Source organism: Actinoplanes subtropicus (genome assembly GCF_000721705.1).
Taxonomy (GTDB): Bacteria; Actinomycetota; Actinomycetes; order Mycobacteriales; family Micromonosporaceae; genus Actinoplanes; species Actinoplanes subtropicus.
Map to the genome: position 1 here is coordinate 72,000 of NZ_JOJL01000039.1, position 22,923 is coordinate 94,922.

General features: G+C 71.7%; 18 protein-coding genes. 9 read left to right on the forward strand and 9 right to left on the reverse strand.

Annotation, left to right across the window (positions count from 1 at the left end; all coding sequences use genetic code 11):
* Positions 1-6: 6 nt before the first annotated feature.
* From IH26_RS0142080 to IH26_RS0142095, 4 genes are all read left to right on the forward strand, one after another.
* A complete protein-coding gene (locus tag IH26_RS0142080; RefSeq protein WP_030441891.1) occupies positions 7-1,056 on the forward strand; it encodes a LacI family DNA-binding transcriptional regulator in 1,050 nt (349 codons plus the stop codon).
* 94 nt (positions 1,057-1,150) lie between these two features.
* Positions 1,151-2,257 carry a glycoside hydrolase family 53 protein gene (locus IH26_RS0142085; protein ID WP_030441892.1) on the forward strand — a complete coding sequence of 369 codons (1,107 nt, stop codon included), beginning with the start codon at positions 1,151-1,153 and terminating at the stop codon, positions 2,255-2,257.
* Between the two features lie 176 nt (positions 2,258-2,433).
* The gene (locus tag IH26_RS0142090; RefSeq protein WP_030441893.1) at positions 2,434-3,582 is read left to right on the forward strand and encodes an aminotransferase class V-fold PLP-dependent enzyme; all 1,149 of its coding nucleotides are present in this window, start codon (positions 2,434-2,436) and stop codon (positions 3,580-3,582) included.
* Positions 3,583-3,676: 94 nt separating this feature from the next.
* Positions 3,677-5,050: an NAD(P)/FAD-dependent oxidoreductase gene (locus tag IH26_RS0142095; RefSeq protein ID WP_030441894.1), complete on the forward strand. Its 1,374-nt coding sequence runs from the start codon at positions 3,677-3,679 to the stop codon at positions 5,048-5,050.
* Here the strand turns inward: IH26_RS0142095 and IH26_RS0142100 are convergent.
* The 4 genes from IH26_RS0142100 to IH26_RS0142115 all read right to left on the reverse strand — a co-directional run bounded on the left by IH26_RS0142100 (position 5,015) and on the right by IH26_RS0142115 (position 7,838).
* Positions 5,015-6,181 carry an RNA polymerase sigma factor gene (locus IH26_RS0142100; protein WP_084599594.1) on the reverse strand — a complete coding sequence of 389 codons (1,167 nt, stop codon included), beginning with the start codon at positions 6,179-6,181 and terminating at the stop codon, positions 5,015-5,017. The two genes, IH26_RS0142095 and IH26_RS0142100, sit on opposite strands and share 36 nt — an antisense overlap.
* Before the next feature lie 23 nt (positions 6,182-6,204).
* The gene (locus IH26_RS0142105) at positions 6,205-6,624 is read right to left on the reverse strand and encodes a YciI family protein (protein WP_030441896.1); all 420 of its coding nucleotides are present in this window, start codon (positions 6,622-6,624) and stop codon (positions 6,205-6,207) included.
* Positions 6,625-6,716: 92 nt separating this feature from the next.
* On the reverse strand, positions 6,717-7,163 hold the full coding sequence (locus IH26_RS0142110; RefSeq protein ID WP_030441897.1) for an Rv0361 family membrane protein: 447 nt from the start codon (positions 7,161-7,163) through the stop codon (positions 6,717-6,719).
* A gap of 45 nt (positions 7,164-7,208) precedes the next feature.
* Complete coding sequence (locus IH26_RS0142115) at positions 7,209-7,838, reverse strand: hypothetical protein (RefSeq protein WP_157437650.1); 630 nt, start codon at positions 7,836-7,838, stop codon at positions 7,209-7,211.
* A gap of 6 nt (positions 7,839-7,844) precedes the next feature.
* On the opposite strand from IH26_RS0142115, the gene IH26_RS0142120 reads away from it, so the two are divergent.
* From IH26_RS0142120 to IH26_RS0142135, 4 genes are read left to right on the forward strand one after another with little or no spacing between them, the layout of a single operon-like run.
* On the forward strand, positions 7,845-8,360 hold the full coding sequence (locus tag IH26_RS0142120) for a leucine-rich repeat domain-containing protein (RefSeq protein WP_030441899.1): 516 nt from the start codon (positions 7,845-7,847) through the stop codon (positions 8,358-8,360).
* Positions 8,361-8,399: 39 nt separating this feature from the next.
* Positions 8,400-8,939 (forward strand): hypothetical protein, encoded by a 540-nt coding sequence (locus tag IH26_RS0142125; RefSeq protein ID WP_030441900.1) that lies wholly within the window; start codon positions 8,400-8,402, stop codon positions 8,937-8,939.
* Positions 8,940-8,969: 30 nt separating this feature from the next.
* Entirely contained in the window at positions 8,970-10,091 is a 1,122-nt protein-coding gene (locus IH26_RS0142130; protein WP_030441901.1) for a flavin-containing monooxygenase, read from the forward strand.
* Between the two features lie 14 nt (positions 10,092-10,105).
* Entirely contained in the window at positions 10,106-10,909 is an 804-nt protein-coding gene (locus tag IH26_RS0142135) for an SAM-dependent methyltransferase (RefSeq protein WP_030441902.1), read from the forward strand.
* Here IH26_RS0142135 and IH26_RS0142140 read toward each other — a convergent pair.
* The 4 genes from IH26_RS0142140 to IH26_RS0142155 all read right to left on the reverse strand — a co-directional run bounded on the left by IH26_RS0142140 (position 10,906) and on the right by IH26_RS0142155 (position 19,808).
* On the reverse strand, positions 10,906-11,457 hold the full coding sequence (locus tag IH26_RS0142140) for a pyridoxamine 5'-phosphate oxidase family protein (protein ID WP_030441903.1): 552 nt from the start codon (positions 11,455-11,457) through the stop codon (positions 10,906-10,908). The genes IH26_RS0142135 and IH26_RS0142140 overlap by 4 nt on opposite strands.
* A gap of 107 nt (positions 11,458-11,564) precedes the next feature.
* The gene (locus IH26_RS0142145) at positions 11,565-16,391 is read right to left on the reverse strand and encodes a DUF4011 domain-containing protein (protein ID WP_063763835.1); all 4,827 of its coding nucleotides are present in this window, start codon (positions 16,389-16,391) and stop codon (positions 11,565-11,567) included.
* 692 nt (positions 16,392-17,083) lie between these two features.
* Entirely contained in the window at positions 17,084-19,228 is a 2,145-nt protein-coding gene (locus IH26_RS0142150; protein ID WP_030441905.1) for an MMPL family transporter, read from the reverse strand.
* Between the two features lie 31 nt (positions 19,229-19,259).
* Positions 19,260-19,808 (reverse strand): TetR/AcrR family transcriptional regulator, encoded by a 549-nt coding sequence (locus IH26_RS0142155; RefSeq protein ID WP_030441906.1) that lies wholly within the window; start codon positions 19,806-19,808, stop codon positions 19,260-19,262.
* A 207-nt stretch (positions 19,809-20,015) separates the two neighbouring features.
* On the opposite strand from IH26_RS0142155, the gene IH26_RS0142160 reads away from it, so the two are divergent.
* On the forward strand, positions 20,016-22,220 hold the full coding sequence (locus IH26_RS0142160; protein ID WP_030441907.1) for an MMPL family transporter: 2,205 nt from the start codon (positions 20,016-20,018) through the stop codon (positions 22,218-22,220).
* Positions 22,221-22,299: 79 nt separating this feature from the next.
* Here the strand turns inward: IH26_RS0142160 and IH26_RS54675 are convergent, their stop codons facing one another.
* A complete protein-coding gene (locus IH26_RS54675) occupies positions 22,300-22,914 on the reverse strand; it encodes a serine hydrolase domain-containing protein (RefSeq protein WP_030441908.1) in 615 nt (204 codons plus the stop codon).
* Between the last annotated feature and the right edge of the window lie 9 nt (positions 22,915-22,923).

The window sequence follows — 22,923 nt, forward strand, 5'->3', positions numbered from 1 at the left end:
CCGTCTATGATCCCCCACGTGCCGACCTCGCCCGGTACGGGGCGCAAGCGGCCCACCATCCGCGACGTGGCGCGCGAGGCCGGGGTCTCTTACGCGACCGTCTCCCGCGTCCTGAACGGCCGGGAGTGGGTCAGCCCCGAGGCCGTCCGGGCCGTCCGGGAGGCCATCGCCCGGACCGGCTACACGGCGAACCCGCACGCCCGCTCGCTGGCCACCGGCAAGTCCGGGTCGATCGCGTTCCTGCTCACCGAGCCGCAGCACCTGCTCTTCGAGGACCCGAACTTCTCCGTGCTGCTGCGCGGGGTCGCCCAGGCCCTCTCCGACCGGGAGCTGACGCTGATCCTGATGATCGCGTCGACCCCCGAGGAGCGGAACCGCACGATCGCCTACCTCTCCGGCGGCCACGTCGACGGCGTGCTGCTGGTCTCGCCGCACTCCGGCGACCCGCTGCTCAGCCACCTCGTGCAGGCCGAGGTGCCGATCGTGGCGTGCGGCCGGGTGCTCGGCTACGAACAGTCGATCAGCTCGGTGATGGCCGACGACCGCTCCGGCGCTCGCTCGGCCGTCGACCACCTGGCGGGCGCCGGCTGCCGGCGGATCGCCACCATCACCGGCCCGCAGGACATGGTCGGCGGCGTCGACCGGCTGCAGGGCTACCAGGACGCGCTGCTCGCCCACGGCCTGCCGGTCGACCCGGCGCTGATCGTGCCCGGCGACTGGGGCCGGGCCAGCGGCGCGGCCGGCATGCGGCGGCTGCTCGAGCAGGCGCCCGACCTGGACGGGGTCTTCGCCGCCTCGGACGCGATGGCGGCCGGCGCCCTCCCGGTGCTGCGCGACGCCGGCCGGCAGGTGCCCGGCGACGTGCAGGTGGTCGGCTTCGACGACTCGGGGCTGGCGGCGACGCTGGATCCGCCGCTCTCCACGGTCCGGCACCCGCTGGACCGGATCAGCGAGGAGATGGTCCGCCTCCTCACCGACGTGATCGCCGGGCGTACCCCGCTCTCGATCACCGTGCCCACCTCCCTGGTCCTGCGGGACTCCGCACCCGCGGTGTAAGGCCCTCCCCGGCCTCCATCACGGAATATCCGGCGCTGGCGCGCCAGATATTCCGGATATTTCGGTTATGCCCTTTCAGTCCTGAAGGAGCGCCATGAAACCGTCCCTGAAGGCCGCCCTCGTGACCGCGATCGTCCTCGCGGTCCCGCTGGCGGTCTCCTCCCCCGCCCACGCGGCGAACACCCTCACCATGCTCGGTGCGGACGTCTCGTCGCTGCAGCGCAGCCTCGACCTCGGCGCCAAGTACTACAACAAGGCCGGGACCGCCGCCGACCCGTACGACATCCTCAAGTCGGCCGGCGCCAACTACATGCGGCTGCGCATCTGGAACAACCCGGCCAGCGGTTACAACAACAAGGCCAAGGTCCTCCAGCAGGCCAAGGCGATCAAGGCCAAGGGCTTCAAGCTGCTGATCGACTTCCATTACTCGGACACCTGGGCCGACCCGGGCAAGCAGTACCCGCCCGCGGCGTGGGCCTCCCATTCGCTCACCCAACTGCAGAGCGATGTCTACAACTACACGTACGACGTGTGCACCGCCCTCAAGTCGCAGGGCACGACGCCGGACAGCGTGCAGATCGGCAACGAGATCAACGTCGGCATGCTGTGGCCCCAGGGCGAGGTCACGAACAGCAACTTCGCGCCGCTCGCGTCGCTGCTCAAGCAGGGCTACAACGCCACCAAGGCCTGCAACAGCGGCACCCAGGTGTGGATCCACACCGCCGACGCGGACAGCGACACCAACGCCCGCTGGTTCTACGACGGGATCAAGGCGCAGGGCGTCGCCTGGGACGTCACCGCTCTGTCGTACTACTGCATGTGGCACGGGTCGCTGGCGAACCTCTACAACGTGATCGCCGACGTGAAGTCCCGCTACGGCAAGCCGGTCGTGATCGCCGAGACCGCGTACATGTTCACCACGGCGAACGCGGACAGCGAGACGAACTCGGTCCCCGGCACCACGCTCTGCGACGGCAACCCCGCCAGCTGGGCCGGCCAGGCGACGGAGTTCAGCTGGATCCAGAACACCGCCCGCAACGCCGGCGCCGCCGGAGTCTTCTACTGGGAGCCCACCTGGTACGCCGTCAAGGGCAACGGCTGGGATCCCGCCAACATCAACGGCACCGGCGACGGCTGGGACAACATGGCCATCTTCGACTGGACCGGCCACGTCAACCCCAACGTGGTCTGGACGCCATGATTGCTGGTTAGCCGCGGTCCGAGTTCGGCCCAGCCGGTCGCCCGTCGATGACGAGTCGCCGGTTTCCGACGCCGTGGGGTTTGCGGTGTTGGAAACCGGGGACTCGTCATCGGCCTGGAGGGCGATCGGCCCTGCGGAGCGAAGCGGAGCCGGCAAGCTCAGCGTTAGGGTCTGGTGTGGTTGTCGAGTGGAGTTCCGAACGGCACCTATTCGATGTTCCGGACGAGGTCGCCTACTTCAACACCGCCAGCCTGTCGCCGGTGCTGCGGTCCGTCCGGGCGGCCGGTGAGTCGGCGCTGCGCCGGCGGGCCCGGCCGTGGGAGATCGCCGAGGCCGACTGGTTCGCGGACGTGGAGCGGCTGCGGGCGCTGGCCGGGCGGCTCGTCGGCGGCGACGGCGAGGGCATCGCCCTGGTGCCGGCGACCAGCTACGGCTTCGCGGTGGCGGCGGCCAACCTGGCGCTCGCGGCCGGCCAGCAGGTGCTCGTCCTCGCCGACGAGTATCCGTCCGGTGTCTACACCTGGCGCCGGGCGGTCGAGAGCGCCGGCGCGGGCCTCCGCACGGTGACCCGGCAGCCCGGGCAGACCTGGACCGAGGCGGTGCTGACCGCGATCGACGAGCGGGTCGGCATCGTGTCGGTGCCCAACGTGCACTGGACCGACGGCGGGCTGGTCGACCTCGAGCGGGTGGCCGCGGCGGCCCGGGCGGCCGGCGCCCGGCTCGTGGTGGACGCGAGCCAGTCCCTCGGCGTACTGCCGCTCGACGTCGCCGCGCTGCGCCCCGACTTCGTCGTCGCGGTCGGCTACAAATGGCTGCTGGGCCCGTTCGGCCGCGGGTATCTCTGGGTCGCCGAGGAGCACCGCGAGGGCCGGCCGCTGGAGGAGAACTGGATCGTCCGGGCCGGCGCCGAGGACTTTGCCGCGCTGGTGGACTACCGCGACGAGTACCTGCCCGGTGCGCGGCGCTACGACCACGGCGGCCGGACCCAGTTCGAGGTCACCCCGATGGCCGTCGCGGCGCTGGAGCAGGTTCTCGCGTGGGGCCCGGCGCACATCGCCGCCACCCTCGGCCTGCTGACCGCCGAGATCGCCAACCGGATCACGGCCGCGGACGCCGGCTTCACCGTCGCCGAGCCGCGCGGCCCGCACCTGCTGGGCATCCGCGTACCCGGCGGCGCGACCGGCCGGGTCGCCGCCGCGCTCAGGGACGCGAACTGCTTCGTGGCGCGCCGCGGCGACGCGGTCCGGGTGGCACCGCACCTGCACGTCACGGCGACCGACATCGATCGCCTCGTCACCACCCTGATCGCGAGCGGGACACCGTGACATTGCCCTCCACCCGCGTCACGGTGTCGATACTCACGGCATAATCACCCTGATCAGGGCGCTGTATCTGGCGGAGAACCGAGCTTGGGGAGTGATGATGCAGCGGCATCGTGTGGTGGTCATCGGCGCGGGGTTCGGCGGTCTTTTCGCGATCAAGGCCCTCAAGAACGCCGACGTCGACATCACCCTCATCAACGGCACGGCCTACCACCTGTTCCAGCCCCTCCTCTACCAGGTCGCCACCGGCATCCTGTCGCAGGGCGAGATCGCCCCGCCGATTCGTGAGGTGCTCAAGCGACAGAAGAATGTCGACGTACGGCTGGGCTGGGCCTCGAAGATCGACGTGGACAAGAAGATCGTCTCCGTCGACGGGCCGGGCATCGACTACGAGGTCCCGTACGACACGCTGATCGTGGCGGCCGGCGCGGCGCAGTCCTACTTCGGCAACGACGGCTTCGCCGAGTACGCGCCGGGCATGAAGAACATCGACGACGCGCTCGAGCTGCGCGCCCGCATCTTCGGCGCCTTCGAGATCGCCGACCTGCAGACCGACCCGGCGGACATCGACCGCTGGCTCACCTTCGTCGTGGTCGGCGCGGGCCCGACCGGCACCGAGATGGCCGGCCAGATCGCCGAGCTGGCCCACCGCAACCTGCCCGGCCAGTACAAGCACATCGACCCGCGGCGGGCCCGGATCATCCTGGTCGACGCGCTGCCGGCGGTGCTCAACACGTTCGGCGACCACCTGTCCACCCGGGCGCTGCGCCAGCTGCACCTGCTCGGCGTCGAGGTCGAGCTGAACACCAGGGTGGTCGGCATGGACGCGACCGGCATCGAGGTGGAGACCGAGCGCGGTCACGAGCGGATCCCGTCGATGACCAAGGTGTGGGCGGCCGGCGTCGCCGCTCCCCCGCTGGCGCGCAAGCTGGCCGAGGCGGCCGGCGCCAAGACCGACCGGGCGGGGCGCATCTTCGTCGAGCCCGACCTGACCGTGCCGGGCCACCCGGAGATCTTCGCGCTCGGCGACATGATGAACCTGAACGACGAGAAGGGCCAGCAGCTGCCCGGCGTCGCCCAGGTCGCCATCCAGGGTGGCAAGTACGCGGCCGCCGCGATCAAGGACCGGCTGGCCGGCAAGCCCGCGGGCAAGCCGTTCAAGTACTTCGACAAGGGCAGCCTCGCCACGATCTCCCGGTTCTCGGCCGTGGCGAGCGTCGGGAAACTGCGGCTCGACGGCCTCACGGCCTGGCTGATCTGGGTCGCGGTGCACCTGTTCTACCTGGTCGGCTTCAAGAACCGGGTGACCGCGGTGCTGCACTGGGCGGTCAGCTTCCTCGGCCGGGGCCGGTCCGAGCGGGTGGCCACCGTGCAGCAGGCCTTCGGGCGGCTCGCCATCCACTCCTGGGGCGACCCGTTCGAGCGGACCCGCGAATCAGCCGAGGCGACGAGCCTTACCGAGAAGAACTGACCTTTCCCGTACGTTGGGGCACAGGCGTGCGGCGATCTCCAGTTCGGCGCGCGCCTCGTCGTTGCGGCCCAGGCGGCTGAGCAATTCACCCCGGACGGTCGGCACCAGATGCGAGCCGGGTATGTCCAGTTTGTCGACGATGGCGAGCGCCTCGGCCGGGCCGGTCGCCATCGCCACGGCCACGGCCCGGTTCAACTCGACCACCGGTGAGGGCGCGACCCGGCCGAGCGCCTCGTAGAGCAGAACGATGCGGTCCCAGTCGGTTTTGTCCACCGATGCCGCCGACGCGTGGCAAGCCGCGATGGCCGCCTGCAGGCCGTACGGGCCGAGCCCTCGGCCTTTCGCGGCGGCGTGCCCGAGGGCGGCCAGCCCTCGACGGATCGCTGAGAAGTCCCAGCGGCGGCGATCCTGGTCCGCCAGCAGGATCGGCTCGCCGTCCGGGCCGGTTCGAGCCGGGAACCGAGCGGCGGTCAGCTCGAAGAGGGCGACCAGGCTGTGCGCCTCCGGTTCGTCCGGCAGCAGGGCGGCGAGCATGCGGGCGAGGCGGATCGACTCGTACGCAAGCTCAGGTTTTTGCAGTTGAGAGCCCCCGGTGAAGATCACGTAGAGCACACTGAGCACCCCGCCCAGGCGCTGCCGCCGCTCCTCGGCCGGCGGCAGCTCGAAGGGCACCTTGGCCGCCGCGATCGTCTTCTTCGCCCGGGTGATCCGCGCCTGGATGGTCGGGATCGGCACCAGGAACGCGCGGGCGATCTCCTCGCTGGACAGGCCGCCGACGGTACGGAGGGTGAGCGCCACCCGGGCCTCGGCGGCGAGGACCGGGTGACAGGCGATGAAGATCAGCGCGAGAATGTCGTCGTCGATGCGGTCCGGGTCCCAGGGCGTTTCAACGGACATTTCTGCATTTATCGCGATTTCTTGGTAGCGCTGGTCGAGGGCGGACCGCCGCCGGAACGCGTCGATAGCGCGCCGGCGGGCGGTCGAGAGGAGCCAGCCGACCGGGTCAGCCGGCTCCCCGTCACGCTCCCAGGAGACCAGCGCCTCCGCGAGGGCCTCCTGAGCCACGTCCTCGGCCAGCGGGAAGTCCCGGGTGTAGCGGGCGAGCGCGCCGACGATCCGGGCCGACTCCATCCGCCAGACGGCCTCGACCGTCTTCAGAGCTGACCCGTGCGCTCGCGCCACGCCCGCTCCTTGACGATCCACTCGTTGTCCTGCGGGAACTCGTCGATGGTCGGCACCCGGCGGATCTCGGCCTTGCTGCCCGGGAAGGCCGGCATCCGCTTGGCCCACTCGATCGCCTCCTCCTTCGAGGCGACGTCGAGGAGGTAGAAGCCACCGAACAATTCCTTGGTCTCCCCGTACGGCCCGTCCGTCACCACCGGCGTCTCACCCGAGTAGTCGACCACCACCCCCTGCGCCGGGTCGTCCAGGCCCTCCGCCGCGACCAGCACCCCGGCCCGGATCAGCTCCTCGTTGAAGCGGCCCACCGTCGCCAGCATCTCCTCGAACGGCGTCGCCATCATCTTGGCGTTGGTCTCGTCGGTCCCGCGCATGATGAGCATGTACTTCGGCACGTCGTTTCTCCTTGTCAGTGGGGTCGCTCCCCGACCCTTTCACGGCAAGGTCGAACGGCCGGCCCACGGATCGACACGGCGCCGGAAAAGATTCAGCGACAGACCTTCCACTTGCCGTCCTGCTTGGCGAGCGGCAGTTCCAGGCTCTCCTGGCCGCCCGAGCCGACCGTGAGCTCCATCTGCACGGTGGCCTTCCACGAGAGGTTCCACAGCGTGACGTTGGTGTTGACCACCTGGCCGTCGCTGACGCCCTTGCTGTGCACATACTCGGTGAAGTTGTCGTGGCTCGCTTTGGAGCCGCTCGCGGTGCACACGTAGGTCAGCGCCTTGGCGTCGTCACCGGCGATCACGGCATCGACATACGACTCGGCGGCCGTACTGGCCGGCTTGGTCTGGCTCGCGATCAGCCCGAAGAAGACCGCGCCCCCGCAGCAGCACAGGAACACCAGGCTGCCCGCGACCACCCCGATGATCAGACCCCAGCGCGTACGCTTCGGCGGCGGGCCGAACGGTGGCCCATAGAAGGGCGTCGCAGACATGGCGAGATCGTACTTCCGGGTGTCGATCTCAACTGTCGCCTTCCATCATCGTCCGGCGCCCGGGCCTTTCCCGCCCGTGGCCGGGCCTTTCCCGCCCGTGGCCGGGCCTTTCCCGCCCGTGGCCGGGACGCACAGCGCGATCGTGGCGGCCAGCAGGGCCAGCGTCAGGCCGGCGAGGGGGCGGCCCAGGCCGACGAAGTCGTCGTCGTGGGGGTCGGCGACGCCGCGCGGGTCGTAGACGACCGTGACGTGGTCGCCGGCGGAGAACTCGTGGCCCGGCTCGGAGAGCTCGCCGGGTATCTTCCGGCCGTCGGCCGTCACCAGCCGGTACTTGTAGGTCGAGCCGGTGCGGGAGGTCGCGATGTGTTCCGCCGTGACGGTCGCGACGACGTGTTCGCCCCGCGCCCCGAGGATCAGCAGCGGAACCCCGATCAGCGCCGTGATGGACGCGCCGACCATGCAGGCCCCGGCAGAGACGGCGCCCCGGCCGGCCGGGTCGACCGCCTTCGTCACGACCGTGACCGACACAGCTCCCGAAACCACCATGACGGCGGCCGCGGCGATCGTCGGCAGGAACCAGGCCGCCACGGCCGTGGCGACGACCGGCACGCTCAGCACGGCCGCCATGATCGCCGCCCGCGCCGGGCGACGCGTCGCCGACCGGCTTTCTACCATGGACACATGATGCGGTTTTCCGGCAGAGACGTCGAGATCGGCGCCGAGCGGGTCGCCGCCGACGGCCCGGTGACCCGCGAGGAACTGGCCCGGCTGGTGGGCATGCCGAATCTTCGAGCCCTGAACCTCAACACCGCGGGCGTCACCGACGACCACCTGGAACTGATCGGCCGGCTCACCACGCTGGAAGACCTCGACGTGAGCACCACCGACGTCACCGACGCCGGGGCGCGACACCTGCGCCACCTGACCCGGATGCGGCATCTGCGGATCAAGGAAACCCGGATCACCGACCTCGGCATCCGCTTCCTGGCACGGATGACCGAGCTGGAGACGCTCAACCTCCGGCGGCTGGACCTCACCGACGCCAGCCTGCGCCAGCTGGCGAAGCACCGGCGCCTCGACACGCTGGTCCTCTCGGACGAGCCCCGGTTCTCCTACGCCGCGCTGGCGGAGCTGCACCGGCAGCTCCCGGACTGCGAGATCGTCATCGTCGGCCGCGGCACCTTCCCGGAGATCTGACGCCGGGAACCGCGATGCGGGAGCCCTCGTCCAACCGCGATGCGGTCCCTGTCTGTCATCGCGATCGTCGCCGGACTGCTCACCACGAGCTGCGCCGCCGAACACCAGGCGGCCGACCCGCCGGCCGCGGCGGCGTCCACGGTGTATGTGCCGGTGCTGCGAAGGTACCTCGGCACGCCCGGCGAGAACTCCTTCCCCGACCGGACGTTCACCACGGTCTACGTGCTCGACCAGGCCTTTCCCGACGCCGGTGACCCGGCCGGGAAGCACGAACGTGGCGTTCCCATCGGGCCGGACGACCAGCGCCGGATCACCACCGGCCTCACCGGGGTGGCGCACGTGGCCTTCATCGCCGACCGGAACACGGTGCTCGAGACCAGAGACGGGTGCGCGCAGGTCAAGGACGGCGGCATTTTGATCACTCTCGGCCCGGCCGACGGCGACGACCACGAGGTGCGGGTCGCCGTCTACGGCTTCGTGGCCTGTCTGGGCGCCACCTGGCTGACGTATGTCGTGCGGAACGAGCCCGGCGGCGGCTGGCGCGTGTCGGGAACGACCGGCTCGAAGTCGATCTCGTAGTCGGAGGGCAGCTGGTGCACACTTCTCGCTATGGGTGATGTGACCGTGCTGGGAGCCGGCGCCGCCGGGCTCGCCGTGGCAGCTCAGCTCAAGAGCCGCGGGGTCGGGGCCGTCGTTCTCGAGCGCGGCCCGGGCGTCGCGACGAGCTGGCGGGGCCGCTACGACCGGCTGCATCTGCACACCATCCGGAGCCTTTCCGGGCTGCCGGGCTTCCCCATCCCCCGCGCGTACGGCCGGTGGGTCGCCAGGGACGATCTCGTGCGCTATCTCGAGGCGTACGCCAACCGCTTTGATCTTGATGTTGAGACCGGCACGACCGTGGAGCGGATCAAGCCGGGCGCCGACGGCTGGTCGCTGCAGATCGGCGGCGGCGCGGAGCGGTCGGCGAAGACGCTGATCGTGGCGACCGGCTATCTGCACACGCCGGTGGTGCCGGCGTGGCCCGGGCGGGAGAGCTGGAGCGGCACCCTGCTGCACTCCGCCGACTACCGGAACCCGCGGCCGTTCCGAGGCAAGGACGTGCTGGTCGTCGGCCCGGGCAACAGCGGCTCGGAGATCGCCTCCGACGTGGCCGAGGGCGGCGCGTCCTCGGTCTGCCTCGCGATCCGCACCCCGCCGCACATCGTGCGCCGGGAGACGGCGGGCTGGCCGGCCCAGATGAACGGCCTGCTGCTCGGCCGCCTGCCCGAGCCCGCCCTCAACGCGCTCGCCGACACGATGGCGCGCCTCGAGATGCCAGACCTTCGGCCGTACGGCATCGCCCGGCCCGCCGAGGGCCTCAAGACCCGCCTGCGCACCCATCGCTACGTCCCGGTGCAGGACGTCGGCATCGTCCGGGACGTGGTGGCCCGCCGAGTGCGCCCGGTCGCCGCCGTGCGCGGCTTCACCGCCGACTCCGTGCAGCTGGCCGACGGCAGCAGCCTCCGGCCGGACGTGGTCATCGCCGCCACCGGCTTCGGGACCGGGCTGCCGGAGCTGTTCGACGACCCGTCGCTGTTCGACGAGACCGGCGTGCCGCTGGTGCACGGCGGGGCCGCCGCCCGGCCGGGCCTCTACTTCCTCGGGTACGACGTCACGCTGGGCGGCATGCTGCGCCAGGCCGGCATCGAGGCGCGCCGCGTGGCCCGGGCGGTGCGGGACGCTGCACAGTAGATACTCGCCCTAGGATGAAGTGCGTGGCGGAAGCGCAGGAACGGCTGGACACGTCGGTGCCGCACCCGGCCCGGCGGTACAACTACTGGCTGGGCGGCAAGGACAACTTCGCCGCCGACCGGGAGTCGGGGGACGCGGTGGTCGCGCTCTTCCCCTCGATCCGGACAGCCGCCTTGGAAAATCGTCGTTTCCTGCGCCGCGCGGTCGAGTTGCTCGCCGGCGAGCTGGGCATCCGGCAGTTCCTCGACATCGGCACCGGCCTGCCGACCGCCGACAACACGCACGAGGTCGCCCAGCGCGTGGCGCCGGAGTCCAGCGTGGTCTATGTCGACAACGACCCGCTGGTCATGGTCCACGCCCGTGCGCTGCTCAACGCCGCGCCGGGCGCCGGCCCGACCCACTACCTCGAGGCCGACGTCCGCTCGCCGGAAGACATCCTCCGGGAGGCGGCGAAACGCCTCGACTTCAGCCGCCCGATCGGGTTGATGCTGATCGCGGTGCTGCACTTCATCGCCGACGAGGAGGATCCCTGGGGCATCGTCCGCCGGTTGACCGAAGCCCTGCCCGCCGGCAGCTACCTGGTGCTGTCCCACTCGACCGGCGAGTTCCTCACGCCCGAGGCGGTGCAGACCTTCCGCACCAGCGCGATCCCGGTCCACCTGCGCACCCACGACGAGATCGGCCGCCTCTTCGACGGGCTCGAGGTGCTCGACCCGGGCGTGGTGTCGATCTCCAACTGGCGTGCCGAGAAGGAGCCGGGGCCGCGGCCGGACGAGTCGGAGACGGCGACGGACTGCGCCGTCGCCCGCATCCGTTAGATGGCCTGCCGGCACGCCGTGCCCGGGATGAAGTAGTCGCTCTTCTTGGTGGACGGGCCCGGCCGGGGGATCTTGGCCATCCGCGGGATGTGCTTGGCGCAGTGGATGTACGCCTCGTGCACGCGGGTGACCACCCACAGCCGGGCCCGCCGGCCGGGCGCCGTGTCCGCCTGCTCGTCCGGGTCCTCGACGATCTCGGCGGTGCCGTTCACGTGCAGGCCGATGACGTCCAGGAAGTCGATGAACAGCAGCCCGACGTGGCCGTTCTCGGTGATGTTGCCGAGGCTCGCCAGCACGCCGTTGCCGCGGTACTCGGGCCAGCTGAGGTGCTCCTCGTCGAGCACCCGGACGAACCCGGGCGGGCCGGCCCGGAACGTGCTGTCGCAGCCGCCGGCGGCGTCGGCGGTGGCCAGGAACATCATCTCCTGGCGGCCGATGAAGTGCCGCATCCGCTCGTTGAGGTGCGGCAGGACCTGCCGGGCCGAGAACGCGTCGGCCCGCTCCCGGGTGCCGAGCCGGTCCTGAAGTTCACGCTCACCGTGATTCATGATCGTCCCTCCTAGCCGCATCCACCGGATTCTTGCGGGACAGTTTCACAGCGTGACGACGCGGTAGCCTAGAGTTGCAAGTTGCACTGATCCGGCTCGATGGCGCCTCAATGCAGCTCAGCGACGTCGTCGCCGGCGGCCACCGCGTGGCGACCTGTCACCCGTTCGAGTGAAAGGTCGCGGCTTACCGGCCGGTAGGGCGCGTTCCACCCCCGGGACGGCAGACGATCGTAACCGGGTGCCGGGTCCGCGATCGCTCGCTGGATCGCGGCCAAGAGGCGGGCGGCCTCCTCGGGCTGGTGCGAGTACCAACTGGTCGACCAGACCCGGTGCAGGTGCCAGCCGAGCTCGCGCAGCTCCTGCTCGCGCAGCCGGTCACGGTCGCGTACCGAGGAGATCTCCCGGTAGCCGGGGCCGTCGAACTCGATGCCGAGGGCGTACACCTCGTCCGGGTGGTCCGGGTGCAGGACTCCGATGGCGATCGGATGGCCGGCGGCGACGATCTGCCGGCGTACGGCGAAGTCCCAGCTCTTGATCGTCTCGAGCACCGACTCCTCGAAGGCGGTCCTGCCGTCGGAGTCGGTGGCCTCCTTGCCCAGGGTGGCCGCGTCCCGCTCGGCATACTCCAGAAATGCCTTGAGATGCCGGACGCTCTCGTTGCCCATGTCCTGGACGTCGGAGGCGTGGATCGACGAGACCACCTCGATCCGCCGGCGGGCCCGGGTGATCGCCACGTTCAGGCGGCGCCAGCCCTGCGGCCGGTTGAGCACGCCGAAGTTGGTACTGATCTTGTCGTTCTCGTCGTAGCCGTAGCCGACCGACAGGATGACCACGTCGCGGACGTCGCCCTGGACCGCCTCCAGGCTCTTCACGAAGAAGCCGTTCAGCCGGTCGGCGTCGTCGAGCAGGTGGTCCAGCTCGGGGTGCTCGCCGATCATCTGCTGCACGGCCTCGTCGATCGCGTCGGCCTGCGCCACCGAGAGCGTCACCACGCCGAGCGAGCTGCCCGGCCGGTGGGTCAGGTGGTGCAGCACCCGCTCCGCGACGGCGGCGGCCTCGATCGGGTTGGCCGAGGTGGTCATCCGATGGTAAACGCCGTCGACGTGGTAGAGCTGCACGCCGTGGTCGGGTTCCCGGGCGTACGCGCGCGGCAGGCTGACCAGCCGCCCGTGGTAGTACGCGAGGTTGGAGAAGGCGAACAGCGCCTCGTGCCGGCTGCGGTGGTGCCAGCCGAGGCCGAGCACCGGGAAGGTCTCCTTGGCCAGGTCGAGGATCGACGGGTGGTCCACCACGTCGTCCTCGACGTGGTCGTAGAAGCTGGTCGGCGGCAGCTGCCGGTCGTCGCCCACGGTGATCAGCGCGTCCCCGCGGTACACGCAGTTGATCGCGTCGGCGGTGGTCACCTGGGACGCCTCGTCGATGATCACCACGTCGAACTCGATCTCCGGCGGGAGCAGCCGGCTCACCGCCAGCGGCGACATCAGCAGGCAGGGTTTCAGGGCCTGCACCGCATGTCTCGCTTGCGCGATCAGCTCCCGTACGGCCAGATGCCCGGTCCGCTTGCTGCCCTCGCGGCGGATCAGCGCCGGCTCGCCGGTGGTCGCGGCCGACGGGCGGCGGGATTCCACCGCGTACACGATGTCGGCCAGTGCGGCCGCGTTGAGCTCGTTGTCCAGCAGCTTGAACACCTCGACCAGGTGCACCCGCTCCTCGGCGTCGACCGGCGCCAGCCCCTGGTCGGTCCGCAGGATCTCGTCGACCCAGCCGCGGTAGAGCGCCCGCTCCAGCACCGGCCAGACGCCCGCGATCTCGACCTCCTGGTCCGCGCAGAACTCCAGCGCGTCGCCCAGCCCGAAGCCGAGGATCAGGTTCCGGGCGTCCTGGTGCACGAACCACTCCTGCTGCCCGGCGGCGTCGTGCAGCAGCTCGACCAGCAGGTCCCGGGCGGTGTCGTAGTCGCCGAGGTGGGTGGTCAGCTCGATCCGCCGCTCCGGGGCGAACGCGGTCAGCACCTGCTCGCGGGCGTGCTCCCAGCCGGCCACCGCGGCGGCCAGCCCGTCGCTCGGCTCGGCCTCGCCGAGCGCGTGCGCCTGCTCGGCGGTGAGCGCGGCGTCGTGGCCGTGGTGCAGCCGCCGGGCCTCGGCGGTCCACCCGACGATCTCGTTCATCAGGTCGTCGTTGGTCTTGGTGCCGCGGTAGATCGAGCCGAGCACCGCCGCGTGCGGCCCGGCCGCGGCCCAGATCGCCGCCTCGGCGTCCACCGCCGCCTGCCGCTGCTTGGCGATCTCGACCGCCTCGGCGAGGGTGAGATCGCCGCGGCCGGTCGGGCCGCCGTACGCACGCAGCATCTCGGCCGCCGCGCGCAGCGGTGCGACGTGCGCCCGCAGCCAGGTCACCGCGTCCGCGATGGCGCCCTCGCCGAGCTCCGGCCGGGGCGCGCGGGCCGGCGGCTCGCGCAGCGTGGTGCGGAACCGGTCGAACTCGTCGCGGGCCTCGCCGACGATGCGCAGCAGCGCGCTGTTCGGCCGCGGCGCGGTCACGTGCACCACGACCGCGGCGAGCGCCTCCGGCGGCGTCTCCCGGATCACCTCGTCGGCGGTGTGCAGCGCCTCCTGGATCGCGGTGAAGTCGGTGTCCATCCCGTCCCAGTGCCGGCCGAGGATCTCGGCGTGCTCCTCGGCCAGGTCGTCGAGGTCGTCGAGGGCCGCCTTCCAGGCGGCCGCGTCCTCCACGTTGGCGACCGCGTCCTCCGGGCTGACCTCGGGCAGCGCCGCCTCGATCGTGGCCCGCTTGGCCCGCCGGGTGCCGCGCAGCAGCTTGCGCGGGCCGCGCCGGGCGCTCAGCCGCTCGGCCATCTCCTCGATCGGCTCGTTGAGCACGCCCTCGTCGAAGTGCCGGCGGGCCTGCTCCTCGGCGGCGTTGACCGCGTCGACGGCCCGGCGCAGCGCCCGGACGGCGGCGTGCGCGGCGGCCATCCCGCCCTCGGCGAACCAGGCCGCCTCGGGCTTGGTCTCCCGGGCGATCAGGCCGGCGATGGTGATCACCCGGGCCGAGTCCGGGAAGCTGACCACGTGCGGCAGGCCGAGCCGGGCGGTGACCCGGTCCAGTGACTCCTGCCGGGCCTCCAGGCGGTCGGCCTCCTCGGCGAACTTGTTGGCCAGGTGCTCGGCCTGGGCGGCGTTGAGCGGGTGCGGGTCGACCGGCTCGGGCCGCAGCTGGGACAGGTCGGGCACGCCGCCGATCAGGTCGGCGGCCGAGGGCAGGTCGGCCCACGGGATGCCGCCGTAGCGCAGCGCGGCCAGGTGCCTGGTCAGTTCGGCGGCGGCCTGCTGCACCGGCTGCAGGCTGGAGGCGGTCAGCCACTCCTCGACGATCTTGCCGGGCCGGCGGGCGGCGTGCGCGGCCAGCGCGGCCAGGGTGCTGGCGCCGGCCGGCTCGTGCAGGTCGAACGCGTCGGCCAGGGCGGAGTTGGCGACCACGCTCTCGGCCAGCTTGCCCAGCGCGGTGAGCGCCTGCTTGAGCGTGATCTCCATCGGCTCGCGCTCGACCGCGTCCCGCCACAGGTAGGTCTCGCTGCGCAGCCGGCCCAGCCGGCCGACCGCCGCCCGGATCTCGTCGAGCCCGTCGGCGGTCAGCTCGGCCGGGATCTCGCGCGGCACCGGCGCGGCCGGCGCGTTCTGCAGCGTGGCGCAGATGCCGATCACCTCGTGCAGGCTGCGCCCGAGCGGTTGCCGGATGCAGTTCATGGCTTCCGCGTACGCCGAAAGCCGTTCCCGCCGTTCCCGCACCGCACGGCGGTCGATCGGGTCCATCGTGGCCAGCGGTGCCGGGTCGGTGTCCAGCGCCAGGGTCAGCGCCTGCGCCACCTCCCGCCGGCCGGTCAGGTTGCTGTGCAGGGGCAGCAGGTAGTTGCCGAGCCCGGACTCGATGAGCCGCCGCTGCACGGAGTCGAGCGCGGCGGCCTTCTCCGAGACGACCAGCACCCGCTTGCCGGCGTGCAGCAGGCAGCCGACCATGTTCGCGATCGTCTGCGACTTGCCGGTCCCGGGCGGCCCGTCCAGCACGAAGCTGTGCCCGGCGACCGCGGCGGCGACGGCGGCCCGCTGGGTGGCGTCCGCGTCGAGCAGCAGCGGCACCTCCTCGGCCGGGGTGACCTCGTCGATCCGGGCCGGATCCGGCGGGTCGAAGGCGAACCGCCGGGTCGCGTCCCGGGTGGCGAGCGCCCGCACGATCGGGTGCTCGACGATGTGCGGCTCGCTCTCCACCAGGTCGGCGTGGATCGACTCGCGGTGCACGCCGAAACTGGACAGCACCACGGTCTCGTCGGCGTACCAGCCGGGCCGCTCGCCGATGGCCACGTCGATGTAGGCCCACAGCACGGTCACGTCGAGGTCGGCGAGGGCGCTCACCTCGGGCAGCTCGATGCCGAGGGGGCTCATCCGCAGCGCCAGGGCCGGGTTCACCATCGGGTCGTCGTGCCGCGCCCGCAGCAGCGGCCCGGCCGGGTCGATCTCGACCGGGACCAGCAGGATCGGGCTCTGGTACGGGGTGTTGCGGTCGTCGGTCCAGTGCATCATCCCGACCGCGAGGTACAGCGAGCACACCCCCCGGTCGAGCAGCTCCTGCCGGGACCGCCGGTAGAACCGGTGCAGCAGCGCGCCCAGGTCGTGCCCGGTCAGCTCGGTCCGCAGCACCGGCTGGTGCTCGTCGTGCTCGCCGCCGGGGAAGCCGAACGCGCCGTCGTCCTGCAGCACCTTGAGCAGCGACTTCGGCGTCGGGCCGGTGATCGGGACGGCGTCCGACGGCGTACGGCCGAAGTTGAGCAGCCGGTTGGCGTCGGTGAGGTCGACGAGGCCCTCGCGCCAGGTTTCGAGCGCGGCTCTCACCTCGCCGTCGGGTTGCCCGCCCAGTTCCCCTGCATGATCCGGCCGCATGCCGTCAATTGCAACAAGTCGGACGCCCGTCACGCTGCCGATTCGCCCGGTTAGTTCCAGACATTCGCCGCGTGACGCTTATTTCTCACGCAAACCGACAAAAATCAAATTCCCTACATCGTACGAGGCTCGGCCGAGTCCCCGCCTACCAGCGCGAGCTACCTGCCGTCCCGGCCCTTTGCCGCGACCATCCGGGCTGAGACTGCAACTCGGGCAGGCCAACCCAGGCGGTCCTCCGGCACCTGCCGCCGCTCACGCTGCCCAAGGCGCACGGCGCCGCGAGCGGTCAACGCCGCCCGCGGAGACCTGCGCTCTGTTATGTGCCGGGCGGATTGTTCGCTACCGGCTTGGCGGGTGTCCGGGCCGGCTCGCCGTGGCCCGGGGGCTGCGTGGTCACTCCTTGGCGGGGCCGGTCGGGCTTGGTGGGTGGCCGGGGCTTGCCATGGCCCGGTGGCTGCGTGGTCACGGCGGCTGTGGACGGTCTCGGTGGGCGATATGCGGCGAATGCCGGTGCCGTCAGGGCGGCGCAGGGCCCTCGCCGGGCGATCTTCGCGGCAAGGATGATGACATTCACCAGGCCCGACGGGCCGCACGAGCGGCGACCACGCAGCCCCGGGCCATGGCGAGCCAGCCGGACCACCCACCAAGCCCGACCGGCCCCCCAGCGGCGACCACGCAGCCCCGGGCCCTGTCTAGGCGGCCGGGACCGGCTCGCGTGGCTCCGCGGTCTCCCGCTCCAGCGCCGCTCCCTCGACGTCGAGGGCCGGGAGCTTGCGTAGCCAGCTCGGCAGCCACCAGGCGGCCTTCCCCATGATGGCGATCGCCGCCGGGACGGCGATCATGCGGACCACCAGGGCGTCGAACAGGATGCCGATGGCCAGGGCGAACGCGATCGGCTTGACCGTGTCGTTGCCCTGCGGGACGAAGCCGGCGAACACCGAGAACATGATCGTGGCGGCGGCGACCACCACCGGGGCGGCCTGCCGGAAGCCGGTGACCACCGCGTCGCGGGGCGCCGCGCCGTGGGCGTGCGCCTCGTGCATCCGGGACACCATGAACACCATGTAGTCCATCGCCAGGCCGAACAGGATGCCGACGATGATGATCGGCGACAGGCTCAGCAGCGGCCCGGTGACCTGGACATTGACGATGCGAGAAAGCCAGCCCCACTGGAACACCGCGACCGTGGCGCCGAACGCGGCGCCGATGGTGAGCAGGAAGCCGAGCACCCCGGCCACCGGCACCAGGATCGACCGGAACACCAGCACCAGCAGGACGAACGCGAGGCCGACGACGAGCACGAGGTAGACCGGCAGCGCCGCGTCCAGCTTCTGCGACACGTCGATGCTGATCGCGGTCTGGCCGGTCACGTACACCTTGGCCCGGGGTCCGTCGTTGATCTTGTCGCGGACGGCGTGGACCAGGTCGACCGTGGCCGCCGAGTCCGGGCCGCTGGCCGGGATCACGGTGATCAGTGCGGCGTCGCCGGCCTGGTTCGGCCGCGGCGGGGTGGCCACCGCCACGCCGGGCAGGGTGGCGATCTGCTGGCTGACGCTGCTCGCGTACGAGGCGGAACCGGAGCCGTCCACCAGCACCAGCAGCGGGCCGGCGAAGCCCGGGCCGAACCGCTCGGAGACGATCGCGTCGGCCTTGGCCTGGCTGCTGCCCGGCACCTCCTTCTGGATCAGCGAGGTCTGCATCTTCGCGACCGGGATGGCGATCACGCCGAGCGCGGCGACCGCGATGATCAGGCTGACCCAGCGGCGGTCGGTGACCAGACCGGCCCAGCCCCGGTAGAAGCCCCGGCCGGTGCGGGTCTTCTTCGGCAGCGCCCGCTTCCCGATGAACCCGAGGATCGCCGGGACCAGCGTCAGCGCGACCAGCACCGAGATGATGATGGTCCCCGCCGCGGCCAGGCCCATCTCGGTGAGGAACGGGATGCCGGCCACCGACAGGCCGGCCAGCGCGATCACCACGGTCAGGCCGGCGGTCAACACCGCGGAACCGGCCGTGCCGACCGCCATCGCCGCGGCCTCCGGCGCCGGCAGCCCCCGTAGCAACTCCTGCCGGAAGCGGGTGATGATGAACAGCGCGTAGTCGATGCCGACCGCCAGGCCGAGCATCACCGCCAGGATCGAGGTGGTCGACTGCAGCTCGACGAAGCCGGTCAGGGTGACGATGCCGAGCGCGCCGATGGCCACGCCGACCAGCGCGGTCACCAGGTTCATCCCGGCGGCCACCAGCGAGCGATAGGTCAGGGCCAGCACCAGCAGCGCCACCACGACGCCGATCAGCTCGGCCGGGCCGCCCACGTCGGCGCCCGACTCCTTGGTGGCGTCGCCGCGCGCCTCGACGGTGAGCCCGCCGGCGCGCGCCTTGGCGACGGCTTTCGTCAGCGCGTCGCGCTCGTCGGCGGTGATCTCCGACGCCTGTACGCCGTAACTGAGCGTGCTGTACGCGGCGGTCTGGTCACGGGAGACCACCGGCGACTTCGGGTCGAGCGGGTTGCTCGCCGCGACGACGCCGGGCAGCTTGCCGAGCGCGGCGACGGCCTGCGCCACCTGCCCCGCGTTCGCCGGGTCGGTGATCTTGCCGCCGGCCGGAGCCTCGAACACCACCTGGGCGGTCGCGCCCGCCGAGGCGTTGCCGAAGCGCTGCTTGAGCAGGTCGAGGGCGATCGTCGACTCCTGCCCCGGGATCGAGAAGGAGTTCACGGTCGGGCCGGAGAGCGTGGCGGCGCCGACGCCGACCGCGACCAGCGCCACCAGCCAGGCGACGGTGACGACGATCCGGTGCCGTACGGCGCCCAGGCCGAGGCGGTGCAACAGGGTTGCCATGGGTGGGTCCTCTGTCCGGGGTGTGAGGGGATCAGCGCCCGTGGCCGAGCGCGTCGTAACTGACCTCGACGAGCTCGTCGAGGCGCACCTTTTCCGGCAGCGCCACCGCGGTCACCGCCAGCGCGCCGAGGGCGCCGACGATCCGCAGCCGGCGCCGCAGCTCGACATCGGTCACGCACTGGTCGTCGACGCCGAAGGCCGCGAAGATCACCCCGCCGACCTGCTGCAGCATGTCGCTGTCGGGGGCGCTCATCATGGCGCTGAGCAGCAGCGCGACCGCGCCGGGGCGGGCCAGGGCGAGCCGGGCGACACCGGCGATCACGACCCGGTCGCGGGCCGGGCCGACCGGCAGGCCCTCGGCGTCGGCGGCGATCGCCCGCATGTCGGTCAGCGCCCGCTCGACCACAGCGGCCTGCAGCGCCTCCTTGGTGGGATAGCGGTGCAGCAGGCCGGTCTTCGAGTAGCCGACCGCGTCGGCGACCCGCTGGATCGACGTCTCCTTGAACCCGTGCCGGGCGAACAGGGCCGCGGCGGTCTCGAGGATCTCGTCCTCGATCTGCTGCTTGGTCGGGCGCGGCATGCGGACCACCCTAGTCGGTTAGGGACCAGATCGGTCCCAAACCGACCGTGTCGGTCCTCACATCGCACTAGGGGAAAGCCCCGAGCGATCACCGGCCGGTTGGGCAAATCGGACCGGGGGACGACCGGGGTCTCGCCCGGATGTTCCCAGCGGCCGCTCTGCCTAATTTCAGCTACGACACAGAAAAGCTGAGAAAGGGGCCCCAAGATGGGGAAGCGGCCGGTGACGGTACGCATGGCGCGGTGGAGCGCCGAGCACCCGTGGCGCGCGATCGCGCTCTGGGTGGTTTTCGTGGCGGTGTGTTTCGTGGGCGGGAACATGGCCGGCACGCACAAGGCGACCGCGCAGGACGACGCGATCGGCGAGTCCGGCCGGGCGTACGTGATGATCGCGCACGGCAAGTTCGCCGACGAGCCCGCCGTGGACAACGTCCTGATCACGCCGATGTCCGGCAAGCTCGACGTCGCCGCCGCCACCCAGGCCGCCAAGTCGGCGCAGGCCGAGCTCGGCGTGGTCACCGGCGTCGCCAAGGTCGGCGACCCGGTCCCGTCCAGCAACGGGCAGGCGCTGCTGGTCCCGATCACCATGACCGGCGACCCGGACACGGCCTCGAACCGGGTCGAGCCCCTGCGCGCGGCCACCGCCGAGGTCCAGGCCCAGTACCCGGCGCTGCGGGTCGAGGAGGTCGGCGGCCCGTCCATCCAGAAGGCGCTCGACGACACGCTCGGCAGGGACTTCCAGAAGGCCGAGATCCTCAGCCTGCCGGTCACCCTGGCCATCCTGATCCTCGCGTTCGGCGCACTGATCGCGGCCGGCGTGCCGGTGCTGCTCGCGCTCTCCTCGGTGGCGGCCGCGATGGGGCTCTCCACGCTCGCCTCGCACCTCGTCCCGGCCGGCAACGCGACCGGCAGCGTCATCCTGCTGATCGGCATGGCGGTCGGCGTCGACTACTCGCTGTTCTACGTGCGCCGGGAACGCGAGGAACGGGCCCGGGGCCGCGGCCACGTGGACGCCGTGGAGATCGCCGCGGAGACCTCCGGGCACGCGGTGGTCGTCTCCGGCACCGCCGTGATCATCGCGATGGCCGGGCTGTTCCTGGCCCGTGACTCGACGTTCTCCTCGCTCGCGGTGGGCTCCATCCTCGTCGTCGCGGTGGCCGTGATCGGCTCGCTGACCGTGCTGCCGGCGCTGCTGGCCAAGCTGGGCCGCTGGGTCGACCGGCCGCGGGTGCCGCTGATCTGGCGGTTCACCTCCAACAAAGACGGCCGGCTGTGGCGCAAGATCCTCTCGCCGGCGTTGAAGAGGCCCGCGATCACGCTGACCGTCAGCGTGCTGGCCCTGCTCGCGCTGGCCGCCCCGGCGCTCGGCATGAAGCTGAAGTTCCCCGGGACCGAGGACCTCCCGCGCACGACGCCGGCGATGCAGGCGTACGACCGGCTGGCCGCGGCGTACCCGAGCAACGGCACCACGCACGTCGTCGCGGTCGAGGCGCCGGCGAGCCGGGCCGCCGAGGTCAAGGCGGCGCTGACCAAGCTGGCCGGGAGTACCCAGGGCGACCCGCTCTTCGCGCCGCTGGAGACCACCGGCCCGAAGATCGAGGTGTCGGCCGACAGGACGGTCGCCACGATGGACATCGCCACCCCGTTCTCGGCCCGCAGCGACAAGGGCGCCGACTCGCTGCACGAACTGCGGCAGACGCTGGCCCCGGCGGCGCTCGGCGGGATCCCCGGCGCGAAGTACGCGGTGGCCGGCCCGGTCGCCGAGAACGAGGACTACGCCAAGCACATCTGGCACACCCTGCCGATCGTGGCCGGGTTCGTGCTCGCCCTCACGTTCCTGGTGATGGCGTGGACGTTCCGGTCGGTGGTCGTCGCGCTGACCTCGATCCTGCTCAACCTGCTGTCGGCCGGCGCGGCGTACGGACTCCTGGTGATCGTCTTCCAGCAGCACTGGGCCGAGGGGGTGCTCGGCTTCACCTCGACCGGCGCGATCGTCACCTGGCTGCCGCTGTTCCTGTTCGTGGTGCTGTTCGGCCTGTCGATGGACTACCACGTCTTCGTGGTCAGCCGGATCCGCGAGGCGGTGCGGCGCGGCGTCCCGACCCGGGAGGCGGTCGCCGACGGCATCGCGGGCTCGGCCGGCACGGTCTCCAGCGCCGCGATCGTCATGGTCGCCGTCTTCTCGATCTTCGCGACCCTCAGCACGATCGACATGAAGCAGTTGGGCGTCGGCCTGGCCGCGGCGATCCTGCTGGACGCGACGATCATCCGGGCGGTCGTGCTGCCGTCGTTGATGACGCTGCTGGGTCCCGCGAACTGGTGGGCGCCGAAGTTCTTGCATCCTCGGGGCCGGCACGCCGCCACGGCGGCTCTGCCGGAGGAACGGACGCCGGAGCTGGTCGGCGCTCCCTGACCTTTCCGCACGGCTGGAGAGGGCCGTCCTTCCACGGGGGAGGGCGGCCCCTGACTGCCGCCGCTCACCCTTCCGGCGATCAGCCGTAGTCGCGGGCGGCCAGCTCGATCAGGCCCCGCAGGGCGTCACGGCAGTCCTTGGCGTCGGTCATCACGGCGACCGCGGTGCCCGACGCCGGCCAGACGAACGAGAAGCAGCTGAAGCCGGTGTTCTGCCCGGTATGCCCGAAGCACCCGTCGCCGAACTCGGTGCCCAGCCCGAACCCACCGGGCACCTGCGGGGTCACCATCTGCTCGGCCAGAGCCTGCGGGAGCAGCGCCGACTCGCCGGCGACGGCCCGGCCGATCGCCAGCTCCAGCCGCACCAGGTCGGCCGGGGTGCTCCACAGGCCGGCGCCGGCCATCTCCGGCTGCGTGTGGCACCCGCCGGCCACCGGAACGCCGCCGCGGTGGCCACGGGCGGCGCGCATCCCCTGCTCGTACGGGAAATCCTGGCGGTAGCTGCTGTCCGCCATGCCGACCGGTTCCAGCACGAGCGCGGCCATCGCGGCGACATGCTTGCTGATCGAACAAGCCTGGAACACCAGATCCGGACCGCCGGTCCAGACCTCCCCGCCCGGGCCGCCGACCGCCACCCCGGCGCCGGGAACCCGGTCACCCGGGACCAGATCCGCCCATTCCTCCGGGAAGCCCACGCCCGATCG

Excerpts from the sequence above, each read along its gene's own strand:
- IH26_RS0142080 (WP_030441891.1), top strand. The coding sequence starts at position 7 with ATGATCCCCCACGTGCCGACCTCGCCCGGTACGGGGCGCAAGCGGCCC.
- IH26_RS0142085 (WP_030441892.1), top strand. The coding sequence starts at position 1,151 with ATGAAACCGTCCCTGAAGGCCGCCCTCGTGACCGCGATCGTCCTCGCG.
- IH26_RS0142095 (WP_030441894.1), top strand. The coding sequence starts at position 3,677 with ATGATGCAGCGGCATCGTGTGGTGGTCATCGGCGCGGGGTTCGGCGGT.
- IH26_RS0142100 (WP_084599594.1), bottom strand. The coding sequence starts at position 6,181 with ATGGAGTCGGCCCGGATCGTCGGCGCGCTCGCCCGCTACACCCGGGAC.
- IH26_RS0142110 (WP_030441897.1), bottom strand. The coding sequence starts at position 7,163 with ATGTCTGCGACGCCCTTCTATGGGCCACCGTTCGGCCCGCCGCCGAAG.
- IH26_RS0142115 (WP_157437650.1), bottom strand. The coding sequence starts at position 7,838 with ATGGTAGAAAGCCGGTCGGCGACGCGTCGCCCGGCGCGGGCGGCGATC.
- IH26_RS0142120 (WP_030441899.1), top strand. The coding sequence starts at position 7,845 with ATGATGCGGTTTTCCGGCAGAGACGTCGAGATCGGCGCCGAGCGGGTC.
- IH26_RS0142125 (WP_030441900.1), top strand. The coding sequence starts at position 8,400 with ATGCGGTCCCTGTCTGTCATCGCGATCGTCGCCGGACTGCTCACCACG.
- IH26_RS0142130 (WP_030441901.1), top strand. The coding sequence starts at position 8,970 with ATGGGTGATGTGACCGTGCTGGGAGCCGGCGCCGCCGGGCTCGCCGTG.
- IH26_RS0142135 (WP_030441902.1), top strand. The coding sequence starts at position 10,106 with ATGAAGTGCGTGGCGGAAGCGCAGGAACGGCTGGACACGTCGGTGCCG.
- IH26_RS0142140 (WP_030441903.1), bottom strand. The coding sequence starts at position 11,457 with ATGAATCACGGTGAGCGTGAACTTCAGGACCGGCTCGGCACCCGGGAG.
- IH26_RS0142145 (WP_063763835.1), bottom strand. The coding sequence starts at position 16,391 with ATGCGGCCGGATCATGCAGGGGAACTGGGCGGGCAACCCGACGGCGAG.
- IH26_RS0142150 (WP_030441905.1), bottom strand. The coding sequence starts at position 19,228 with ATGGCAACCCTGTTGCACCGCCTCGGCCTGGGCGCCGTACGGCACCGG.
- IH26_RS0142155 (WP_030441906.1), bottom strand. The coding sequence starts at position 19,808 with ATGCCGCGCCCGACCAAGCAGCAGATCGAGGACGAGATCCTCGAGACC.
- IH26_RS0142160 (WP_030441907.1), top strand. The coding sequence starts at position 20,016 with ATGGGGAAGCGGCCGGTGACGGTACGCATGGCGCGGTGGAGCGCCGAG.